Genomic DNA, 18,160 nt, shown 5'->3' on the forward strand with positions numbered 1-18,160 from the left:
TGTACTCAGCCAGTAGGTTGGTTGCACCTGCTGATGGGTGGTTTGCCTCCGAGGCTGCCGTGCGGCCGGTGGTTGTTGTAGAAGTTTAGCCAGGGCTGCAGCGCGTCGGTGCGGGCCTGGTTGGATGTGAAGGGTTGGCGGTAGGCCCAGCATTCCTGGAGGGTGCGGTTGAAGCGTTCTGCTTTGCCGTTCTGCCAGGGATGGCGGGGTTTGATCAGGATATGTTTGGCACCCAAAGCAGCCAAGGCGTCCTGGAAGTCGCGGGAGAGCCGGTAGGCGAAGGCGTTGTCGGTCATGACACGCCGGACGGGTGCGCCGTTCGCTGCCATGGCGGCGGCGGCCCGGGTGAGGAACCCGGCGCAGGTCGGGCCTTTCTCGTCGGGCAGGACCTCGGCGTAGGCGAAGCGGGTGTAGTCGTCCACGGCGACGTGGACGTAGTCAAAGCCCATCCTCTGATGCGACTTGCGGTGGTTTGCCGCGCTCTGGGAAGGGTCGGCCCGCCACCCCCCGCCGTCAGGGATCCGGCCAAGTTTCTTGACATCGATATGGATCATGTCCCCTGGGGCGTCTCGTTCGTAGCGGCGGTCGGTAGCCCGGGACGCGCGGATCCGTTCCCCGGTCACCGGGTCCAGATCCCACAACCTGGGCATGCCCGCCCTGGCCAAAATCCGGGAGACCGTCCGGGCGCTCGTGCGGCAGCGCAAAGCCAGGTCCGTTGGCCCTTCGCGGTGCTCCACGCGCTGGGTCAGGACATCGGCAACGACTTCCGCCGAGGTGGCGTGGGGGCAGGATCTTGGTCGGGAGCTGCGGTCCTCGAGGCCGTCCCAGCCGTGGGCACGGTACCGGCTGAGCCAGCGGTGCGCGCAAGTCCGCGAGATGCCCATTTCCTTCGCCACGTGAGCGACGGGACGGCCGGCGAGGACGCGCTCGACGAGGATCCGCCTACCATTCGGAGTCAGACGGGCATTACGGTGAGACATGAGGACCTCTTAGTCGTTGGCTGTGTGTGGTAACCACCAACCTAAGAGGTCCTCACCTATTCACGATGTAACCAACGTCCTGACTCAGTACACCTAGGGCTCGAACTTGTAGCCGAGGCCACGCACGGTCACCAGGTAGCGGGGGACGGAAGGATCCGGCTCGATCTTGCCGCGGAGCCGCTTGACGTGCACGTCCAGGGTCTTGGTGTCACCGACGTAGTCGGACCCCCACACCCGGTCAATCAGCTGGCCGCGCGTCAGCACCCTGCCCGAGTTGCGCAGGAGCATCTCAAGGAGCTCGAACTCCTTCAAGGGAAGCAGGACCTGCTCGCCGTCCACGCTCACCACGTGGCGTTCGATGTCCATCCGGACGGGTCCGGCCTGGACGGTGGCGGATACCAGTTCCTCCGGCTCGCCCTGGCGGCGCAGTACCGCCCGGACCCGGGCCACCAGTTCCCTGGAAGAGTAGGGCTTGGTGACGTAGTCGTCGGCGCCGAGCTCAAGGCCAACCACTTTGTCGATTTCGGAGTCCTTGGCGGTCAGCATGATGACCGGGACGCTGGAACGCTGGCGCAGCTGCCGGCAGACCTCCGTGCCTGAAAGCCCGGGGAGCTGCAGGTCCAGCAGCACCAGGTCGGCTCCGTTGCGGTCGAATTCGGTGATGGCGTCGAGGCCGTTGTCCACCACCTCGACCTCGAACCCTTCTTTGCCCAGCAAATAGGACAAGGGATCGCTGAACGACTCCTCGTCCTCCACAATCAAGATCCTGCTCAAGCGCTAGCTCCTCGTTCTGTTGCGCCGGCGGCGCGGGGTACTTGGGTGAGAGTGGGTTGCTCCGGCGCCCTGCGTGCCGGCAATTCCGCCGGCACGGCGGCGTCGGAAACGGCGGGCCCGGCGTCGGCATCCTGCCCCTCCATCTCGGGCAGCCGGAGGGTGAAGGTTGATCCCTGCCCGGGCTGTGACCACAGCGTCACCTCGCCGCCGTGGTTTTGTGCCACGTGCTTGACGATGCTCAGTCCCAGGCCGGTGCCGCCCGTTTGGCGGGAACGGGCCGCGTCCACGCGGTAGAAGCGTTCGAAGACGCGCTCCTGGTCCTCGGGCGTGAGGCCGTCCCCCTGGTCCGTCACGGAGATGGAGACCAGGCCCTCCCGGGAGCGTACGCCGATTCCGACCCGGGTGTTGGCGGGAGAATAGCGGATGGCGTTGTCGATGAGGTTGCGCAGCGCGGTCACCAGGAGGTCCTGGTCTCCAAAGACCTTGCCGTCGGTTCGGCCACCAACCACGATGGTGATGTTCTTGCTTTCTGCAGGGAGTTGCGAGCGGTCAACGGCTTCGGCGATCACGGCGTTGATGTCCACCGGGCCTCCCTGCTGCGTCACGCTGGCGCCCTGGAGTCGGGAAAGTTCGATGATGTCCTGGACCAGTGCGGCCAGGCGGCCGGATTCCTTGTGCATCCGCTTGGCGAAGCGGCGGACTGCTTCCTCGTCATCCGCCGACGATTCCAAAGCTTCCGCGAGCAGGGAGATGGCGCCCACCGGGGTCTTCAGTTCATGCGAGACGTTGGCGACGAAGTCGTTGCGGATTTCCTCGGTGCGGGTAATTTCGGTGCGGTCGTCAGCGAGGAGGAGGATGTATTCCTCACCCAGCATGGCTGCCCGGACCTGGACGATGATGGTCCCCTGTCCCAGCGGCCCACGGGGAAGCTCCAGTTGCTTTTCCAGGATGACGCCGTCGCGCCGGACCCCTGCCGTCATGTCCAGGAGTTCCTTGTGCACCACGGTGTGCCCGCGGACCAGGCCGTAGGCGTAGGCTGCAGGGCTGGCACGGACCACGCCGTCCACGTCGTCCAGCACCACAAAGGCGCGTCCGACGACGGCAAGCACCTCCGCTGCCCCGGCCGGGAGCGACAGTTCTCCGGCATCGACGTCCAGCAGCTCGCGCTGCTTCTCGCTGACCCGGTAGGCAAGCACGCCGAACGTGCCAAGCGCCAGGCCGATAAGGCCGGCGACCAGACCAATGAGCATAGGATCCACAGCTCCACTTTATGCTCTTGCCTGCCGCAGCCAGCCGCGTTGGGGCCCTTCCGCCAACGGTTCAACTAACGTTCATCTCTGTGCGCATAATCGTTTACCGGGCGATGCCAGAGTTGGTGGTTAGAGCGCCCATTGGCGACACGATTCCTGCTGCCCGGAACCGGCTGGCGGGAGTTCCAAGGAAAGGACGCCTACGTGCGTAAGGTTTTTCAGGAAGAGCTCACCCAGGTCGGTGACCAGCTGGTGGAGATTTCCCGGCTGGTCAGCGAAGCGATGCACAAGGCCACTACCTCATTCCAGGTAGCGGATGTGGACCTCGCCCAGGATGTCATCGCGGCGGATGCGCGCATCGACTTCCTGCAGAACAGCCTTGATGAGCGGGCCATCGACATTCTGGCGCTGCAGGGCCCGGTCGCCAGCGACCTGCGAATGATCGTGGGTTCCCTTCGGATGAGCGCGTCCCTTGAGCGGATGGGTGACCTCGCCCGCCACATCGCCCAGCTGGCCCGCCTCCGGTACCCCTCCACTGTGATTCCGGAGTCCATGACGGAGACCTTCCACCGGATGGCCGAACTGGACCAGGAGATCGCCGACAAGCTGACGGTCCTGCTGGAGAGCCGCGACCTCGAGGTGGCCAGGGACATCCTCAAGGCGAACACCGCCATCAACGACCTGCACCTGAGCGTCTTCAAGGCCATCGCAGCGCCCGAGTGGACCGAATCTCCTGCCACCACGGTGGATGTGGCCCTTGCCAGCCGCTATTTTGAGCGCTTCGCCGACCACGGTGTTTCCGTCGCCCAGAAGGTGACGTACCTGGTTACCGGCGCCTGGCAGCCGAACGCCACAGAACACAGCTAAGCTCACAGAACATACGACGGCGGGNCCCGCCGTCGTCGTTTCACCTTTGATGCAGCGCGTTCTTCGGCCGGAGTGCGTCTAAGGGAGGAACGACCGAGCACCGGGCGAAGAACCGCGAAGTCCTATTTCTTGCCCTGGTTCGCGACCGCCAGGATTGCCTCTTCGGCGGCCTCCGGATCGAGGTAGGTGCCGCCCGGCTTGACGGGCTGGAAGTCCTCGTCCAGGTCGTACACCAGCGGGATACCGGTGGGGATGTTCAGGCTGGCGATGGCGTCGTCGCTGATGCCGTCCAGGTGCTTGACGAGGGCGCGGAGCGAGTTGCCGTGCGCGGTTACCAGAACGGTCTTGCCGGCCTTGAGGTCTTCCTTGATGTCCGATTCCCAGTAGGGCAGGAGCCGCACCAGGACGTCCTTCAGGCATTCGGTTCGCGGAAGGGCGTCGCCCAGGTCCGCGTAGCGGGGGTCATGGGCCTGCGAGAACTCGGAGTCGTCGGACAGGGGCGGCGGCGGGGTGTCGTAGGAGCGGCGCCACTCCATGAACTGCTCTTCGCCGTACTCGGCGAGTGTCTGGGCCTTGTCTTTGCCCTGCAGCGCACCGTAGTGGCGTTCGTTCAGGCGCCAGTCACGCTTGACCGGGATCCATCCACGGTTGGCCTTGTCCAGGGCGATGTTTGCGGTGTTGATGGCCCGCTTCAGCAGGGAGGTGTAGAGAACATCCGGGAGGATATTCTTTTCCACCAGCAGCTCACCGCCGCGCGCTGCTTCCGCGCGCCCCTGGTCGTTCAGGTCAACGTCCACCCAGCCGGTGAACAGGTTCTTTGCGTTCCATTCGCTGTGGCCGTGGCGCAGCAGAATCAGCTTGTAAGTCATGATTTTCATCCTAGCCGAGCAGTGTTGCCGCCCGCCGAGCGTTACAAGGCCCGGTGCCTCGTCTCCCTTCTGCGGCGATAGGGTGGGTCGGTGGTTCAAAAGGCTGAACGGGTCAATGCCCCGCAACTTTCCGGCAGGATGTCCGCCGCCAGGCAGGGCCGGCCGGTAGGCAACGTCACCCGGGGCACCACTAACCCGAACCGGATGCGCCGGCTGGACCGATGGCTCGCGGGGCCCCAGGCCTGGCGCCTGCGCTCCGCGGCGGACCCGCTCGTGGTGGACCTGGGCTATGGCGCCAGCCCCGCCACCGCCGTCGAACTCCATGACAGGCTGGCCGCTGTCAGGCCGGACGTGCGCGTCTGCGGCATCGAGATTGAGCCGGAACGTGTCCGCGCGGCACTGCCGCTGCAGCGTCCCGGGCTGACCTTCCATGTTGGCGGCTTCGAGCTGCCCATTCCGGGGCGCCCTGTCCTGGTCCGCGCCTTCAATGTGCTCCGGCAGTACGAGGAAGCCGATGTTCCCGGCATCTGGCGGCTCGTGCAGGAGCGCTTGTCTCCGGACGGCCTGTTCGTCGACGGTACCTGCGACGAAATCGGGCGGCGCGCCACATGGGTTGCCCTCGACCGGGACCGGCCGCTGTCCTTGAGTATCTCCGTCCGTTTTGGCAGCTTCGACCTGCCGTCGGACGTGGCCGAACGGCTGCCCAAAGCACTCATCCACCGCAACGTCCCTGGCGAACCGGTGCACGCCTTCATGCAGGCGATGGATAAGGCATGGTTTGAAAGTGCAGCGCTCGCCTCGTTTGGCAACCGGCAGCGCTGGGTGGGCATGTGCCGGAGCATGCGCGCCGCCGGCTGGCCCGTCCAGGACGGACCTGCCAGATGGCGGCTCGGCGAACTGACCGTGGGCTGGGAGTCAGTAGCGCCCCTGGATTACCAGGGGCCGTAGGGGCCCATGTTGCGGCTGCCGCCGCGGCCTGCATCCTTAACGGCGGGACGGACGTCAGCCAGGTAAACCGAGGCGGCCACCACAGCGGCGAGTCCAAACAGGCCGAGAGTGCTGAAAAAACCGCCGCTGCCACCGTTGGTCAGCGTCGAGTAGAGCGAGATGCCGCCAATAAATACAGCGCCGCCGGTTAGGGCAAGCCAGAACATCTTGGTGCGTTTGCCAGTGGCTTCGAAGGCGTTGGACCGGTGCCTGACGCAATCAACAACCGCCCACAGCTCAAGGCCAAAGGCTACCAAGGCAAGGATCAAAAACACTGCCCGCTCTACAGGCTGGATAAGTAGTTCACCGTCCACAAGCCCAGCCTAGCCGCCAAGCGCGTCCAGCGCCTGCTTCAGGTCGGCCCAGAGGTCCTCAACATTTTCCACCCCGACGCTGAGGCGGACCAGGTTCTCCGGCACGCTGGCGGGTTCGGCCGAGTGCCGGCGCCGGCGCTCGATAAGGGACTCCACGCCGCCCAGGGATGTGGCCGGCAGCCAGAGGTCCAGGGCCTGCACCAGTTTGTCCGCCGCGTCGGCTCCGGTGATTCCCGCCGAGGGTGCCACCTGGACGCAGATGATGGAGCCAAAGCCCTTCATTTGCTCCTTGGCGCGGGTGTGGCCGGGATCGGTACCGAGTCCGGGGAACCGGATGGATTCGATCGCAGGGTGCGCCGCGAGGCGTTCCGCCAGGACCATGGCCGAGTCCTGGGACCGTTCCACCCGCAGCGCGAGGGTCCGCAGGCCACGCAGGGCCAGCCACGCTTCGAACGGACCGGCGATGGCCCCGTGGACGATGCGGTGATGGAGCAATGCCGACCGGAGGTCCGGGTCCGGCGTGACCAGGGCACCAAGGACGACGTCGGAGTGCCCGGCAAGGTACTTGGTCACCGAATGCAGGACGACGTCGGATCCCAGCACCAGGGGCTGCTGGACCAGGGGCGTGGAGAAGGTGTTGTCCGTAACAACGATTGCGCCGGCATCGTGCGCGGCCTTCGCGACGGCGGATATGTCCGCGATTCCCAACATGGGGTTGGTGGGGCTTTCCAGCCACAACATCGACGCGGCCTTCCCGGCCTGCCCCTGGGGCGCCAAAGCGGCCTTCACGGCATCAGTGTCCGCGATGTCCACGGTGCGGAGCTCAATGAAGCCCTTCTGGGCGAGTTCCGATGCCATGACCAGCGACCCCGAGTAACTGTGGTTCGGCATCACCAGCACGCCCCCTGCCGGGATCAGGGACAAGGCTGAACTGACCGCCGCCAGTCCCGACGCGTACAGCAGCCCTGGCAGCGCAGATCCTTCCAACTGGCCGAGCGCTTCTTCGAACGGATCCCAAGTGGGGTTCGAGTACCGGCCGTAGCCCCTGTCACCATCGCCCAGGGGGCCGGTGCCGAAGTAGGTGGAGGACAGGGTAATGGGCGGGTTGACGGGCTGGTCCCTTTCCCGCGGCGGGCGTCCCGCCGCCACCACAACAGTCTCGGGCGAAAGTGATGCGGCCTGGTGCTCGGAAAGACTCATGGTCAAAAGCGTACTGTTCCCGGCGAAGCCGCCGGAAAGCGGTGACGCTTTGTGGACGCCGGTTCATCCACCCTTCCTGCACAGGCTGTCCGCGGAGACCGAAAATGTCACCACCCTCGGTAGGCTTGAGAAGTGAACAATCAAAGCGCCGGCATATTCATCACATTCGAAGGTGGCGATGGCGCCGGCAAGTCCACCCAGGCGGCCCGGCTTGCAGCCGCCCTGGAGTTCCGTGGCTACACCGTGCTCCGTACCCGTGAACCCGGCGGCACTCCCGTAGGCGAGAAACTGCGCTCCCTGGTGCTCGACCATGGCAATGGCGAGATCGACGCCCACACGGAAGCCCTCATCTTTGCGGCATCCCGGGCCGCCCATGCCACCCAGGTCATCCGGCCTGCCCTTGCCCGCGGCGACGTCGTGCTGACGGACAGGTACATCGACTCCTCCGTCGCCTACCAGGGGGCCGGCCGCGACCTCGGCCAGGACGCCGTGCGCTCCCTCAATGAGTGGGCCACTTCCGGCCTGCAGCCGCACCTCACCGTCCTGCTGGACGTCGACCCGGAACTGGGGCGGCGCCGCCGGACGGCCGGGCAGGCAGCCGAGGACCGCCTCGAGTCGGAGGCCGACGCATTCCACACCCGGATCCGGAACGCGTTCCTTGACCTCGCAGCGGCGCGCCCCGGCTCCTACCTGGTACTCCCCGCCGACCTGCCGGTCGATGAACTCGCCCGCCAGATCCTCGCCCGGGTTGACACCCTGCTCCCTGATCCCGCCGCCGCTGCAGGGGAACACGCTGCGCCACAGCCGGCCGCGCACAGCGTGGCCACGGACGGCAGCGCCCTGTGACTGTCTGGGATGACCTCCAGGGCCAGCCCGCCGTCGTCGAACAGCTGCGCCAGGCCGCTAGCGGCGAAGCGTTGACGCACGCCTGGCTGTTCACCGGACCGCCGGGGTCGGGCCGCTCCAATGCCGCCAAGGCGTTCGCGGCTGCATTGAACTGCGACCAGGAGGACGTCCGCCTGCGCGGCTGCGGTCAGTGCCAGGCGTGCCACACAATCCTGGGTGAAACCCACTCCGACGTCACTTTCGTGCGCACCGAGAAGGTCACCATCACCATTGACGAAGCCCGGGAACTGGTGGCCACAGCCGGCAACCGGCCGTCCTCAGGGCGGTGGCGGATCATCGTGGTGGAGGACGCCGACCGCATGGCCGAGCGCACCACCAACGTGCTGCTCAAGGCCATCGAGGAACCTACGCCGCGGACGGTATGGATGCTCTGTGCACCGTCCCCTGCCGACGTGCTGGTTACTATCCGGTCCCGCTGCCGCAGCGTTGCCTTGCGGCTGCCGCCCGCGTCCGACGTCGCTGCCCTGCTGGTCCGGCGCGATGGCGTCGACCCAGCCCTCGCGGAGCAGGCGGCCCGGGCGGCGCAAAGCCACGTGGGCATCGCCCGGCGGCTCGCGAGGGATCCCGCGGCCAGGGAACGACGCCTGGAGACCGTGAGGTTTCCGCTGGGACTGCGCGGCGTGACTGCAGCAGTGATGATGGCGGACAAGCTCGTTAAGATCGCCACCGCCGAGGCCAACAGCTCGAACGAAGAGCGGGACGCCGCGGAGAAGGCCGCACTCCTGGCGACGCTGGGGGCACCCGAATCCGGGACCCTGCCGCCGGCCATGCGCAGTCAGCTGAGACAGCTGGAAGACGACCAGAAACGGCGGGCCAAGAGGTCCATCACCGATTCCCTGGACCGGACGCTCACGGATCTGCTCTCCTTCTACCGGGACGTACTGATCATCCAGCTTGGGAACGCGGTGGAACTGGTCAACGTTGAGCTGAGGAGTGAGCTGGAGGAGTTCGCCGCCCGCACCACCGCCGAAACCACACTGGCCCGCATGGACGCAATCAACAAAGCCCGCGAACGCATCACCACCACCAACGTTGCCCCGCTGCTGACCATTGAGTCCATGGCGGCCAGCCTGATCCAGCCCTCCAAGGAGACCCGATGACTGCCCGCCCCCTGCCCGCACGCCACAGGTCCCTGACGGCGGCAGCCCGCGCTGCCGGCGCCATGGCATTGGCCATGTTGCTGGCCTCGTGCAGCCTGCTGAACGGTGGAGACCGGAACGCCCCGGAGGCGGCCACCGCGAAGGCGGATCCCTCGATTGTGGCGTCCGCCCCTGCCGGGTTGGAGAAGTTCTACTCCCAGGAAGTGGTGTGGCAGCCCTGCGAGGGGGAATTCCAGTGCGCCAAAGTAACGGTGCCGCTGGATTATGCCAACCCCGGCGGCGACACCATCCAGCTTGCCGCGCTGCGCGCGCCCAGCACGGGGAAGAAGACGGGCAGCCTCCTGGTCAATCCCGGCGGCCCGGGCGCCTCCGGTTATGACTTTGTGAAAGACGCTGCGGGTACCCATTTCTCGGCAGCAGTCCGCAACGCCTACGACCTGGTGGGCTTCGACCCCCGGGGCGTGAAGCGCTCCGCTCCGGTCACCTGCATCCCGGACGCGGAACGGGATGCCTCGCGGGCCAAAATCTACGCGCTGGAAACCGACGCCGGACTGTCAGCGGCAAGGGCTGACAACAAAGCGATCGCGGACCAGTGCGCGGCCAAGACGGGCCCGGTGCTGGGGCACATTGACACTGTCAGCGCCGCCAAGGACCTGGACGTTCTCCGCGCCGTCGTGAATGACACCCAGCTGAATTACCTGGGGTATTCCTACGGCACGTTCCTGGGCTCCACCTACGCCTCCCTCTTCCCGGACAACGTGGGCCGGATGGTTCTGGACGGCGCCCTTGATCCGTCCATCACCAACGAGGAACTGACCAGCGGCCAGGCCCGCGCCTTCGAAAAGGCGCTGCGCAGCTACGTTGCCAGCTGCCAGCGGCAGAGCAAGTGCCCGCTGCGCAGCGATGTGGACTCAGGCGTGCAGCAGATCCGGGACCTGATTGCCGCCGTCGAGCAGACACCCCAGACAGCCAAGGATGGCCGGCAGGTCAACGCAACCATGTTCGTCAGCGGACTGATCACCCCGCTTTACAACGACCAAAGCTGGCCGGCCCTTACCCAGGCGCTTGAGGCCGCGGTGTCCGGAGATGTGAGCCTGATGCTGCGGCTGTCGGACCTTGCCGCCGACCGGGCTTCCGACGGTTCCTACACCTCCAATTCAACGTTCGCGTTCAACGCAATCAACTGCCTTGACTACCCGATGGTTTCGGACACGGCCGGCATGCGGGCCGAAGAGAAGCGCCTGGAGCAGGATTCCCCCACCCTCGGCTACTACTTTGCCTACGGCGGCGTCACCTGCGCGGGCTGGCCCTACAAGAACCTCCGGACCCCGGCGCCGGTGGAATACACCGGGAAGTCCCCCATCGTCGTCATCGGTACCACCGGTGATCCCGCCACTCCCCTTGACTGGGCAGCGTCATTGCGAAAGCAGCTGGGAAATGCGTCGCTGCTGACGTGGAAGGGTGAAGGGCATACCGCCTACGGCCGGGCCAACAGCTGCCTGGAGGATTCGGTGGACAACTACTTGGTGAGCGGCAAACTTCCGGCGGATAACACGGTCTGCTGACGGCTCCACGCGGTTGCGCCCATCCCATTTTGACCGGGGCCGCGGGACTCTATTACAGTTGACTCTTGCATGGAGGGCCCGGTTCTGCCGGCGATTTCCTGCGGTGCTTCCTTAGCTCAGTCGGTAGAGCGTTTCACTCGTAATGAAAAGGTCATCAGTTCGATTCTGATAGGAAGCTCGGGATAAACCCCGGACAGCCCCTTCTTTTAGGGGTTTCCGGGGTTTTTCGCTGGTTAAGCGGCGGAAACGGGCCATAGACGCCAACTGCTTCCGGGTGTATACCCAAATGGAAATCCAGAAGAGCGGTGGAGCTTTTGACTCCATCATCCGGTTCCAGGGAAGTCGGCATGGCCAAGCGAATTGTTGTCTGCTGCGACGGGACCTGGGCGACTCCGGATCAAACTGAGGATGGACAGGCCCGCCCCACGAACGTCACGAAAATGGCCCTTGCCATTGACGCAGCGGGCCGGGACGAAGCGGGCACTGATCTTGAACAGCGGGTTTTCTACCACCGGGGCATTGGCTCCGGACCTCAGAACCGCCTGGGTGGCGGCGCCTTCGGAGCAGGCCTCTCCCACGACGTCATCGCGGCATACCGCTTCATCGTGGGGAACTACCAACCCGGCGACGAGTTGTTCCTTTTCGGCTTTAGCCGCGGAGCCTACACGGCCCGAAGTACAGCCGGCCTGATCAGAAACGCCGGGGTCCTCCGGCGGCGCTTCCGTAACCGGCTTAATGAGGCGTACTCCCTCTATATGGACCGCACCGCCACCGCCCACCCACGCTCGGTCGAAGCCGTCCTATTTCGCAGATCATTCTCCTTCGAAACCCGGATCAAGTGCATCGCGGTCTGGGACACGGTGGGAGCCTTGGGCATCCCCCTTACCGGGGTGCCGCTCGTCGACAGACTGAACCGCCGATGGGCGTTCCATGACGTGGATCTGTCCACGACCGTGGACAATGCTTTCCAGGCGTTGGCAATTGACGAGAAACGCAGGCCCTTTGTGCCAACCCTCTGGCATCAACAATCAGACGCCGGCAGCCAGAGACTGGAACAGGTGTGGTTTACCGGAACCCACGGCGATGTCGGCGGTGGAAACCGGAGCAGCGAGCTCTCCGATATACCCCTGAAGTGGATCGTCGACCGCGCACAGACGTGCGGGCTTGCCTTCCGTCCTGAAACGCTGCAGGAAAGTCCTCTTGATGCGGGCAGCCCGTACCTAAGCGCCATCCAGGAATCGCGTACCGGACTATGGCGGCTCCTTCCGGCCTACATCCGGCCCATCGGCACAACTGATCCAAGCCATGAACACGTTGCCCCGTCAGCCATGCAACGGCACCAGGCAGACCCAACGTACCGGCCGCCGAACCTGGTCGATTACCTCGAGGCAGAAGGAGCCCGTTAAGAAAGTGTCAAGATCGTTGCGCCTGCCCTTGTCCCACACGCGGCTGGTGCTACGCTCCCGGGTTACCAACAGGAGCCTTCCCACGAGGGACCCGGGTGGTGTCCGGACCAACAGAGGGGGATGATTGTGACTGCGTCAATCCAGCACTCCGTGCCGGAGAGTGTGCCGCGGCCCTCCCAGGACGCACGCCCACGCAATCCGCTGGTCCATTGGCTGCTGGAGAACCGCGTCCACCAGCCGGAAGGCCTTGAAGCCCCGGAGCACGAAGAGGGCCAGCAAAGCTGGTGGAAGGTGATGTGCCTGACCGGGGTGGACTACTTTTCCACGCTGTCCTATCTTCCGGGGATTGCGGCGCTGGCGGCCGGAGCGCTCTCTCCGTTGGCAACCTTGCTCATTGTTGCCCTGACGCTCCTTGGCATGTTGCCCATGTACCGGCGGGTGGCATTCGAAAGCCCGCATGGCCAAGGGTCCGTGGCAATGCTCGAAAAGCTGTTGCCGTTCTGGCGCGGGAAGTTGTTCGTCCTGGTGCTGCTGGGGTTCGTTGCGACCTCGTGGATCATCACCATCACCTTGTCCGCCGCCGACGCCACCGTCCACCTGCTGGAAAATCCCTTCCTGCCTTCCTTCCTTGCGGGCCGGGCAGTGCCCATCACGGTGGTCCTCCTGTTGATCCTTGGGGGCGTCTTCCTCCTCGGATTCTCCGAAGCTGTGGCCGTCGCCATTCCCTTGGTCGCTGTCTTCTTGCTCCTGAACGCGGTGACCATCGGCGTCGGGATCATGGATATCCTTTCCAGGCCGGAAAGCTTTACTGACTGGGCCGCCAAGCTCGCCGTCCAGGGTGCCGGGCCTACCGGCATCGCCGGCCCTGCGCTGGTGGCGTTTCCCCTGCTGGTCCTCGGCCTGTCGGGATTCGAGACCGGGGTGAGCATGATGCCGTTGGTGGCGTCCTCAGGCGCCACTCCGGAGGAAAAGCTCAGCGACAGAATCAGGAACACCCGCCGTCTGCTGACCACCGCGGCACTCATCATGAGCGTCTACCTCATCGGCAGCAGCTTTGTTACGACGATGTTGATCCCTCCGGAGGCGTTCCAGGAAGGAGGGGCGGCCAACGGGCGTGCACTCGCGTATCTGGCCCACGAACGCCTGGGAAGCGTCTTTGGCTCGGTTTATGACATCAGCAGCATCCTCATCCTGTGGTTCGCCGGCGCGTCGGCCATGGCAGGACTCATCAACATCGTTCCCCGGTACCTGCCGTCCTACGGCATGGCTCCGGAATGGTCGCGTGCCGTGCGGCCCGTCGTTCTGGTTTACACCACAGTGAGCGTCCTCATCACGATCGGTTTCAGGGCAAACGTCAACGCCCAGGCCGGGGCCTATGCCACGGGAATCCTGGTCATGATGGTCTCCGGTGCCATCGCCGTGACGATTTCCACTGTTCGGAAGAAGCAGCGGGCCCGGGCCGTCGGCTTCACCATCCTGACCTTGGTGATGTTGTACGCCCTGGCCGCCAACGTGGTTGAAAAGCCCGACGGCATCACCATTTCTGCATTCTTCATCCTCGGCATCGTCAGTGTTTCGCTCGTCTCCCGGGTTTCCCGCACTACGGAACTCCGCGTGGACCGCATAGAGTTTGACCCCACCGCACGCCGGTTCATCAAGGATTCCCTGGACTTTGACGGCCGCCTGACCCTCATCGCGAACAAACCGCAGGCGCGCGACGTCGCCGAGTACGACCAAAAAGCGGCGGACCAGGAGGACAGCAACCCGATCCCTGGGACTGCCGACGTCATTTTCCTTGAGATCGATGTCATCGATCCCTCGGGATTCAGCAAAGTCCTGGCGGTCAAGGGGGTGGACGTGGGGGGCCACCGCGTCCTGCGGGCACAGAGCCCGGCTGCCCCGAACGCCATCGCGGCAATCCTCCTGGCGCTTCGCGATGCCACCGGCGTCATCCCTCATGCCTACTTCGAGTGGTCCGAGGGCAACCCCCTGGCACACCTGATGCGGTATCTGCTGCTGGGCCAGGGCGATACTCCCCCGGTGGTCCGTGAAATCATCCGGGAAAACGAGCCCGAGCCGCGGCGCCGTCCCGGCATCCACGTGGGCTAGAAAGCCACACCTGCATCCCTGACCTCCGGGTGCCCGCCGCTCCGTCTAACCCGGGGTTCAGGCAATTGCAAGGCAGCCAAGGTATTCTCACGGCATGACCCCCCATGTTCAGGCTGATGACCCGCGCGCCGGCGCAGGGCAGCCTGTCCCCGTTGTCAACGCGCCCCGCCATTTGAGCCGGGACGGGAAAGGTCCCGGCCGCAGGACCGTCCTCCTGGCAGCCGTGCTGACGCTGTCGGCCGCTGTACCGGACCTGCAGCCGCATTTGAAGCGTGCCTCCGAGACGTCTGACGTGCCCGGCGCGCCCGGCGATAGGCCGGGCGGCACTTCCTCCCCGGTCTTGGACTCCGGCCCCGAAGGGGACGCGGCTGCATCCGGGACGCCGCCGGTAGCCGTGCCTTCACGTGGCCTCATCGTCGACACCTTCGGGAAGCACCAGGCCCGGTATTGGGGACTGGCTGCTCCGGGCGTCCTGACGCACCTGCCGCCTTCATCACGGGCCATCGCCCTCACCTTCGACTTTTGCGGCGGCCAGGGCGGAAGCGCCTATGACCAGGCGCTGCTCGACACCCTGCGCCAGCGGCACATCCCGGCCACGCTCTTCCTCAATTCCCGCTGGATCATGGCGAATCCCGCCATGGCCAGACAGCTCGCAGCCGACCCGCTTTTTGAGCTCGCGAACCACGGCACGTCCCATAAACCGTTGTCCACCGCGGGCAATACGGCCTATGGCCTACCGGGAACCAGGAACGCCGGGGAGGTCTACGACGAGATCATGCCCAACGATCAGGTGCTGGCCGACATCACCGGCAGGCGTCCGCGGTACTTCCGTCCAGGGACCGCGTACATGGATGACGTGTCGGTGGAGATCCTGGGCGCCCTGGGCGTGGCGCCTGCCGGTTTCAGCATCAATGGCGACGGCGGCGCCACCTATCCAGCCGCCGTCGTCGCCAATGAGGTGGGAAAGGCACGCCCCGGGGATGTGGTGATCTGCCACGGCAACCACCCGAACGGCGGAACGGCGGAAGGTGTGAGGCTGGCCGTCGACAAGCTGCTGGCGGCCGGAATATCCTTCAGCCACCTGCCCTGAGTTTCCGCGCCCGCTGGTGTGCAGGGATGGCGGCGCCGCGCAGGCTCACTGTCTTCGACCGCCCGGTGGCGAGGGGCCGCATCCAGGTCCGGGACGAAGAGGCGTTCCTCCACGGCCCCGCGTACCTGCACATGGTGGTTGGGCCGGACGACGCTGCCCGTTACGAAGCATCCGGCTGGGCCTTGGCAGGCCACCTGGTGAGCTTCCAAAAGAAGTAGCGCGACGGCGGTCCTGGCCATCACCCGCCGGTCCGCCCGGTGTCGCGGCTAGTACGGCCTGCCAACCACCACCTGCGCCGGGCTGTGGGTGATGTAGCCGTTGGCCCAGGAAAACAGTGCCCTGACCTTTTGCTGGAATCCGGGCAGCAGGGCAAGGTGGACCGCCAGCCAGGACACGAAGGCCAGGGGGCCCTGCAACTGCAGGCGTCCGCGTCCCAGCTCCGCGACGGCAGCGCCCCGCCCTACCATGGCCATGTACCCCTTGTCCCAATACTTGAAGGGCACACGCACCCCGCCGGTAAGGTCCGCGTGGATGTTGCGGGCCGCCCACTTGCCCGATTGCTGGGCCACTGACCCGAGCTGGGGCAGCTTGTTCCCAGCCGCGTCGGTAATGTTCGCCGAATCCCCCAGCACGTAGACGCCGTCGAAGCCTGGAACAGTGAGGTCGGCCTCGACGTCCACCCTGCCGCCCCTGCCCTGCTTCAGGCCCGAATCGGTAATGATCCGCCCCGCCTGGAGGCCACCGGCCCACACCACGATCCGGCCCGGGATGACCGTGCCGTCCTTGAGGGTCACACCATCAGTCCGGACCTCGGCGACGGGCTGGCCCATGTGCAGCTGAACGCCGAGTTTGGTCAGCCGATCCCGCGCATAGGCCTGGGACTTCTCCGAAAAAGCGGCCAGGACATTCGGAACCATATCCACCAGATGGACATGGCAGCGGCTGGCCATGCCGGGCGAGAAGTACTTGGGCACCAGGTATTTAACGTTCTCGGCCAGGGCGCCTGCAGTCTCCACTCCCGTGGGACCACCGCCCACCACAATGACGTCGGCCCCCACCGATGGCTCCCGGTCGGCCTCGTCCAGGACTGCGGTTATGGCAGCGCTGAGCCGCGTTGCATCGGCCACCGAGTACAGCGGGTAGGCGTGCTCGTCCGCGCCGGGGGTGTTGAAGAAGTTCGGCACCGCACCGGTGGCGATGACCAGGATCCGGGCCTGGTACGTGGAGCCGTCAGCGGTGGTGACCGTTCGGTTTGCCGCGTCGATGGCCGTGACTTCGGCGGTCAGGACGCGGACGTTGTTGATTCTGCGGAACTCCGACCGGAGTGGCCGGGTGACCGCGGAAACTCCGATCTGTGATGCCGCCACCTGGTACAGGAGCGGCTGGAACTGCTGGTAATTGTTTGCGTCAAGCAGCAATACCCGGACGCCTTTGCGGCCCAGCTCCTCAGCCGCCGCCTTTCCGGCAAAACCGCCGCCAACCACGATAACCTGGTATGAATCGTCCATTCGAGCAACTTACCCCTCCCGGAGGGCGAGTAACAGGGTGGTTCCACCGCCCATCCGCCGTTCGCGTGGATTTGATCCGGCGACGGGCACGAAACCGGCAGAATGCTTGCCTGCCCCGCATCTAAGATGGCCGCATGGATGACGAAGCCCTGGCGGACGTGGCAGGCAAGCTGTATGCCGGGGCGCTGGACGACTTTGTGGCGGCCCGGGCGGCTGCAGCCAAGGAGGCGGCACGGCAGGACAAGGATCTGGCAGAAGCGGTCCGCAGCCTGCCTAAGCCCTCCGTCGCCGCCTGGGCTGTCAACATGCTTGTCCGGCACCGGCCGGACGTGCTGGCTGGCCTGGGCGCCCTTGGGTTCCGGATGCGGACAGCGCAGGACTCCCTGGATGCCGGCGCCCTCCGGGAACTGGGCCGCGAGCGCCGGGGCATGCTCGCGGACGCCGTGGATGCGGCCCGTTCTGTTGCGCGGGAGCAGGGCCGCCCCCTGAGCGAGGCGATGGCCGCCGACGTTGAGGAGACACTCCGGGCGCTGACGGCAGATGAAGGTGCGGCGCGTGCCGTTGAAAGCGGGCGGCTGCTGAAGATCCTGTCCGCCGACGGGGTCAATGAGGTGGACCTGGACGGCGCGGTTGCCCTTCCCTGGTTGCTCCCCGCTGCATCTCCGAAGCACCCGCCCAGCCGCCTTGCCAGCGGCGCTCCAGGCGCCCCGGAGGCAGCGCCGGCGCCGGTGTCAAAAGCCACTGCAGCAAAAGCTGCACCTGCAAAGAAGGGGGCGACGGCGGAACGAACCTCCCAGCCGACTCCCCTGGGGGCGGAACCCGCCAAACCTGGGCATGCCAAGCCAAGGCTTGAAGCGGTGCGCCAGACCCCTTTGCCGGCGTCGCCGCCGGCGCTGGAAAGGGCCAGGGCCGCCCTCGGTGAGGCACAGGCCGCTGAAGAGGAGGCCGCCCGCCGCGCAGCTGAACTCCAGGAGCGGGAAGAGCAGACACGCGGCCACGTGGCCGGGCTGCAGCAGGACACGGCTGAGCTTCGGAACCGGCTCAAGGCCACGGAGGCAGACCTGGAGCGCTACCGCCGGCAGCTTGCCGCCACCTCAGCCGAAGCAAAACAGGCGGCCCGGGCGGCAGATAAAGCCCGCCGCGCCGCTGTACTGGCGCAGGAGCGCGTGCTCCGGCTGGACAATCGGTAACTGGTGCAGCCTTGGCCGAAAATCCTCTCGCACCACGGTCCGACC

The 18,160-nt window shown here is 65.8% G+C and carries 17 protein-coding genes and 1 tRNA gene; 11 read left to right on the forward strand and 7 right to left on the reverse strand.

Annotated elements, in window-relative coordinates; genetic code table 11:
• Positions 1-5: 5 nt before the first annotated feature.
• The 3 genes from ACTJK0_RS16060 to ACTJK0_RS16070 all read right to left on the reverse strand — a co-directional run bounded on the left by ACTJK0_RS16060 (position 6) and on the right by ACTJK0_RS16070 (position 3,004).
• The gene (locus ACTJK0_RS16060; protein ID WP_440744822.1) at positions 6-980 is read right to left on the reverse strand and encodes an IS481 family transposase; all 975 of its coding nucleotides are present in this window, start codon (positions 978-980) and stop codon (positions 6-8) included.
• 93 nt (positions 981-1,073) lie between these two features.
• Entirely contained in the window at positions 1,074-1,754 is a 681-nt protein-coding gene (locus ACTJK0_RS16065; RefSeq protein ID WP_110545085.1) for a response regulator transcription factor, read from the reverse strand.
• The gene (locus ACTJK0_RS16070) at positions 1,751-3,004 is read right to left on the reverse strand and encodes a sensor histidine kinase (protein WP_440745922.1); all 1,254 of its coding nucleotides are present in this window, start codon (positions 3,002-3,004) and stop codon (positions 1,751-1,753) included. Before ACTJK0_RS16070 ends, ACTJK0_RS16065 begins: the two co-directional genes overlap by 4 nt.
• Before the next feature lie 204 nt (positions 3,005-3,208).
• On the opposite strand from ACTJK0_RS16070, the gene phoU reads away from it, so the two are divergent.
• A complete protein-coding gene (phoU, locus tag ACTJK0_RS16075) occupies positions 3,209-3,871 on the forward strand; it encodes a phosphate signaling complex protein PhoU (protein ID WP_110545081.1) in 663 nt (220 codons plus the stop codon).
• A gap of 122 nt (positions 3,872-3,993) precedes the next feature.
• Here the strand turns inward: phoU and ACTJK0_RS16080 are convergent, their stop codons facing one another.
• The gene (locus ACTJK0_RS16080) at positions 3,994-4,740 is read right to left on the reverse strand and encodes a phosphoglyceromutase (protein ID WP_440745861.1); all 747 of its coding nucleotides are present in this window, start codon (positions 4,738-4,740) and stop codon (positions 3,994-3,996) included.
• A 90-nt stretch (positions 4,741-4,830) separates the two neighbouring features.
• Between ACTJK0_RS16080 and ACTJK0_RS16085 the strand changes: the two genes are divergently transcribed.
• Positions 4,831-5,688 (forward strand): class I SAM-dependent methyltransferase, encoded by an 858-nt coding sequence (locus ACTJK0_RS16085; RefSeq protein WP_440745862.1) that lies wholly within the window; start codon positions 4,831-4,833, stop codon positions 5,686-5,688.
• Here ACTJK0_RS16085 and ACTJK0_RS16090 read toward each other — a convergent pair.
• Both ACTJK0_RS16090 and ACTJK0_RS16095 read right to left on the reverse strand, forming a co-directional pair.
• The gene (locus ACTJK0_RS16090) at positions 5,673-6,041 is read right to left on the reverse strand and encodes a DUF2516 family protein (RefSeq protein WP_110545075.1); all 369 of its coding nucleotides are present in this window, start codon (positions 6,039-6,041) and stop codon (positions 5,673-5,675) included. The two genes, ACTJK0_RS16085 and ACTJK0_RS16090, sit on opposite strands and share 16 nt — an antisense overlap.
• A gap of 9 nt (positions 6,042-6,050) precedes the next feature.
• Entirely contained in the window at positions 6,051-7,241 is a 1,191-nt protein-coding gene (locus ACTJK0_RS16095) for a trans-sulfuration enzyme family protein (protein WP_440745863.1), read from the reverse strand.
• 132 nt (positions 7,242-7,373) lie between these two features.
• Here ACTJK0_RS16095 and tmk point away from each other — a divergent pair, with 132 nt between their 5' ends.
• From tmk to ACTJK0_RS16135, 8 genes are all read left to right on the forward strand, one after another.
• Complete coding sequence (gene tmk, locus ACTJK0_RS16100) at positions 7,374-8,087, forward strand: dTMP kinase (protein WP_440745864.1); 714 nt, start codon at positions 7,374-7,376, stop codon at positions 8,085-8,087.
• Positions 8,084-9,247, forward strand: a complete 1,164-nt coding sequence (locus ACTJK0_RS16105) for a DNA polymerase III subunit delta' (protein ID WP_110545069.1) — start codon at positions 8,084-8,086, stop codon at positions 9,245-9,247. The genes tmk and ACTJK0_RS16105 overlap by 4 nt, the downstream gene beginning before the upstream one ends.
• Positions 9,244-10,812 (forward strand): alpha/beta hydrolase, encoded by a 1,569-nt coding sequence (locus ACTJK0_RS16110; protein ID WP_440745865.1) that lies wholly within the window; start codon positions 9,244-9,246, stop codon positions 10,810-10,812. The genes ACTJK0_RS16105 and ACTJK0_RS16110 overlap by 4 nt, the downstream gene beginning before the upstream one ends.
• Positions 10,813-10,917: 105 nt before the next feature.
• Positions 10,918-10,990 (forward strand) — tRNA-Thr (locus tag ACTJK0_RS16115).
• A gap of 169 nt (positions 10,991-11,159) precedes the next feature.
• Complete coding sequence (locus tag ACTJK0_RS16120) at positions 11,160-12,218, forward strand: DUF2235 domain-containing protein (RefSeq protein ID WP_440745866.1); 1,059 nt, start codon at positions 11,160-11,162, stop codon at positions 12,216-12,218.
• A 120-nt stretch (positions 12,219-12,338) separates the two neighbouring features.
• Positions 12,339-14,327: an amino acid transporter gene (locus tag ACTJK0_RS16125; RefSeq protein ID WP_440745867.1), complete on the forward strand. Its 1,989-nt coding sequence runs from the start codon at positions 12,339-12,341 to the stop codon at positions 14,325-14,327.
• 94 nt (positions 14,328-14,421) lie between these two features.
• Complete coding sequence (locus ACTJK0_RS16130; RefSeq protein WP_440745868.1) at positions 14,422-15,417, forward strand: polysaccharide deacetylase family protein; 996 nt, start codon at positions 14,422-14,424, stop codon at positions 15,415-15,417.
• A gap of 26 nt (positions 15,418-15,443) precedes the next feature.
• A complete protein-coding gene (locus ACTJK0_RS16135) occupies positions 15,444-15,635 on the forward strand; it encodes a hypothetical protein (protein WP_110545061.1) in 192 nt (63 codons plus the stop codon).
• 48 nt (positions 15,636-15,683) lie between these two features.
• On the opposite strand, the gene ACTJK0_RS16140 is transcribed toward ACTJK0_RS16135, so the two are convergent.
• Complete coding sequence (locus ACTJK0_RS16140) at positions 15,684-16,925, reverse strand: NAD(P)/FAD-dependent oxidoreductase (protein WP_110545059.1); 1,242 nt, start codon at positions 16,923-16,925, stop codon at positions 15,684-15,686.
• Positions 16,926-17,059: 134 nt separating this feature from the next.
• Between ACTJK0_RS16140 and ACTJK0_RS16145 the strand changes: the two genes are divergently transcribed.
• On the forward strand, positions 17,060-18,115 hold the full coding sequence (locus ACTJK0_RS16145; RefSeq protein ID WP_440745869.1) for a hypothetical protein: 1,056 nt from the start codon (positions 17,060-17,062) through the stop codon (positions 18,113-18,115).
• Positions 18,116-18,160: the final 45 nt, after the last annotated feature.

The sequence above is a fragment of the Paenarthrobacter sp. 22069 genome (assembly GCF_052046035.1).
In the GTDB taxonomy this organism is placed as follows: domain Bacteria; phylum Actinomycetota; class Actinomycetes; order Actinomycetales; family Micrococcaceae; genus Arthrobacter.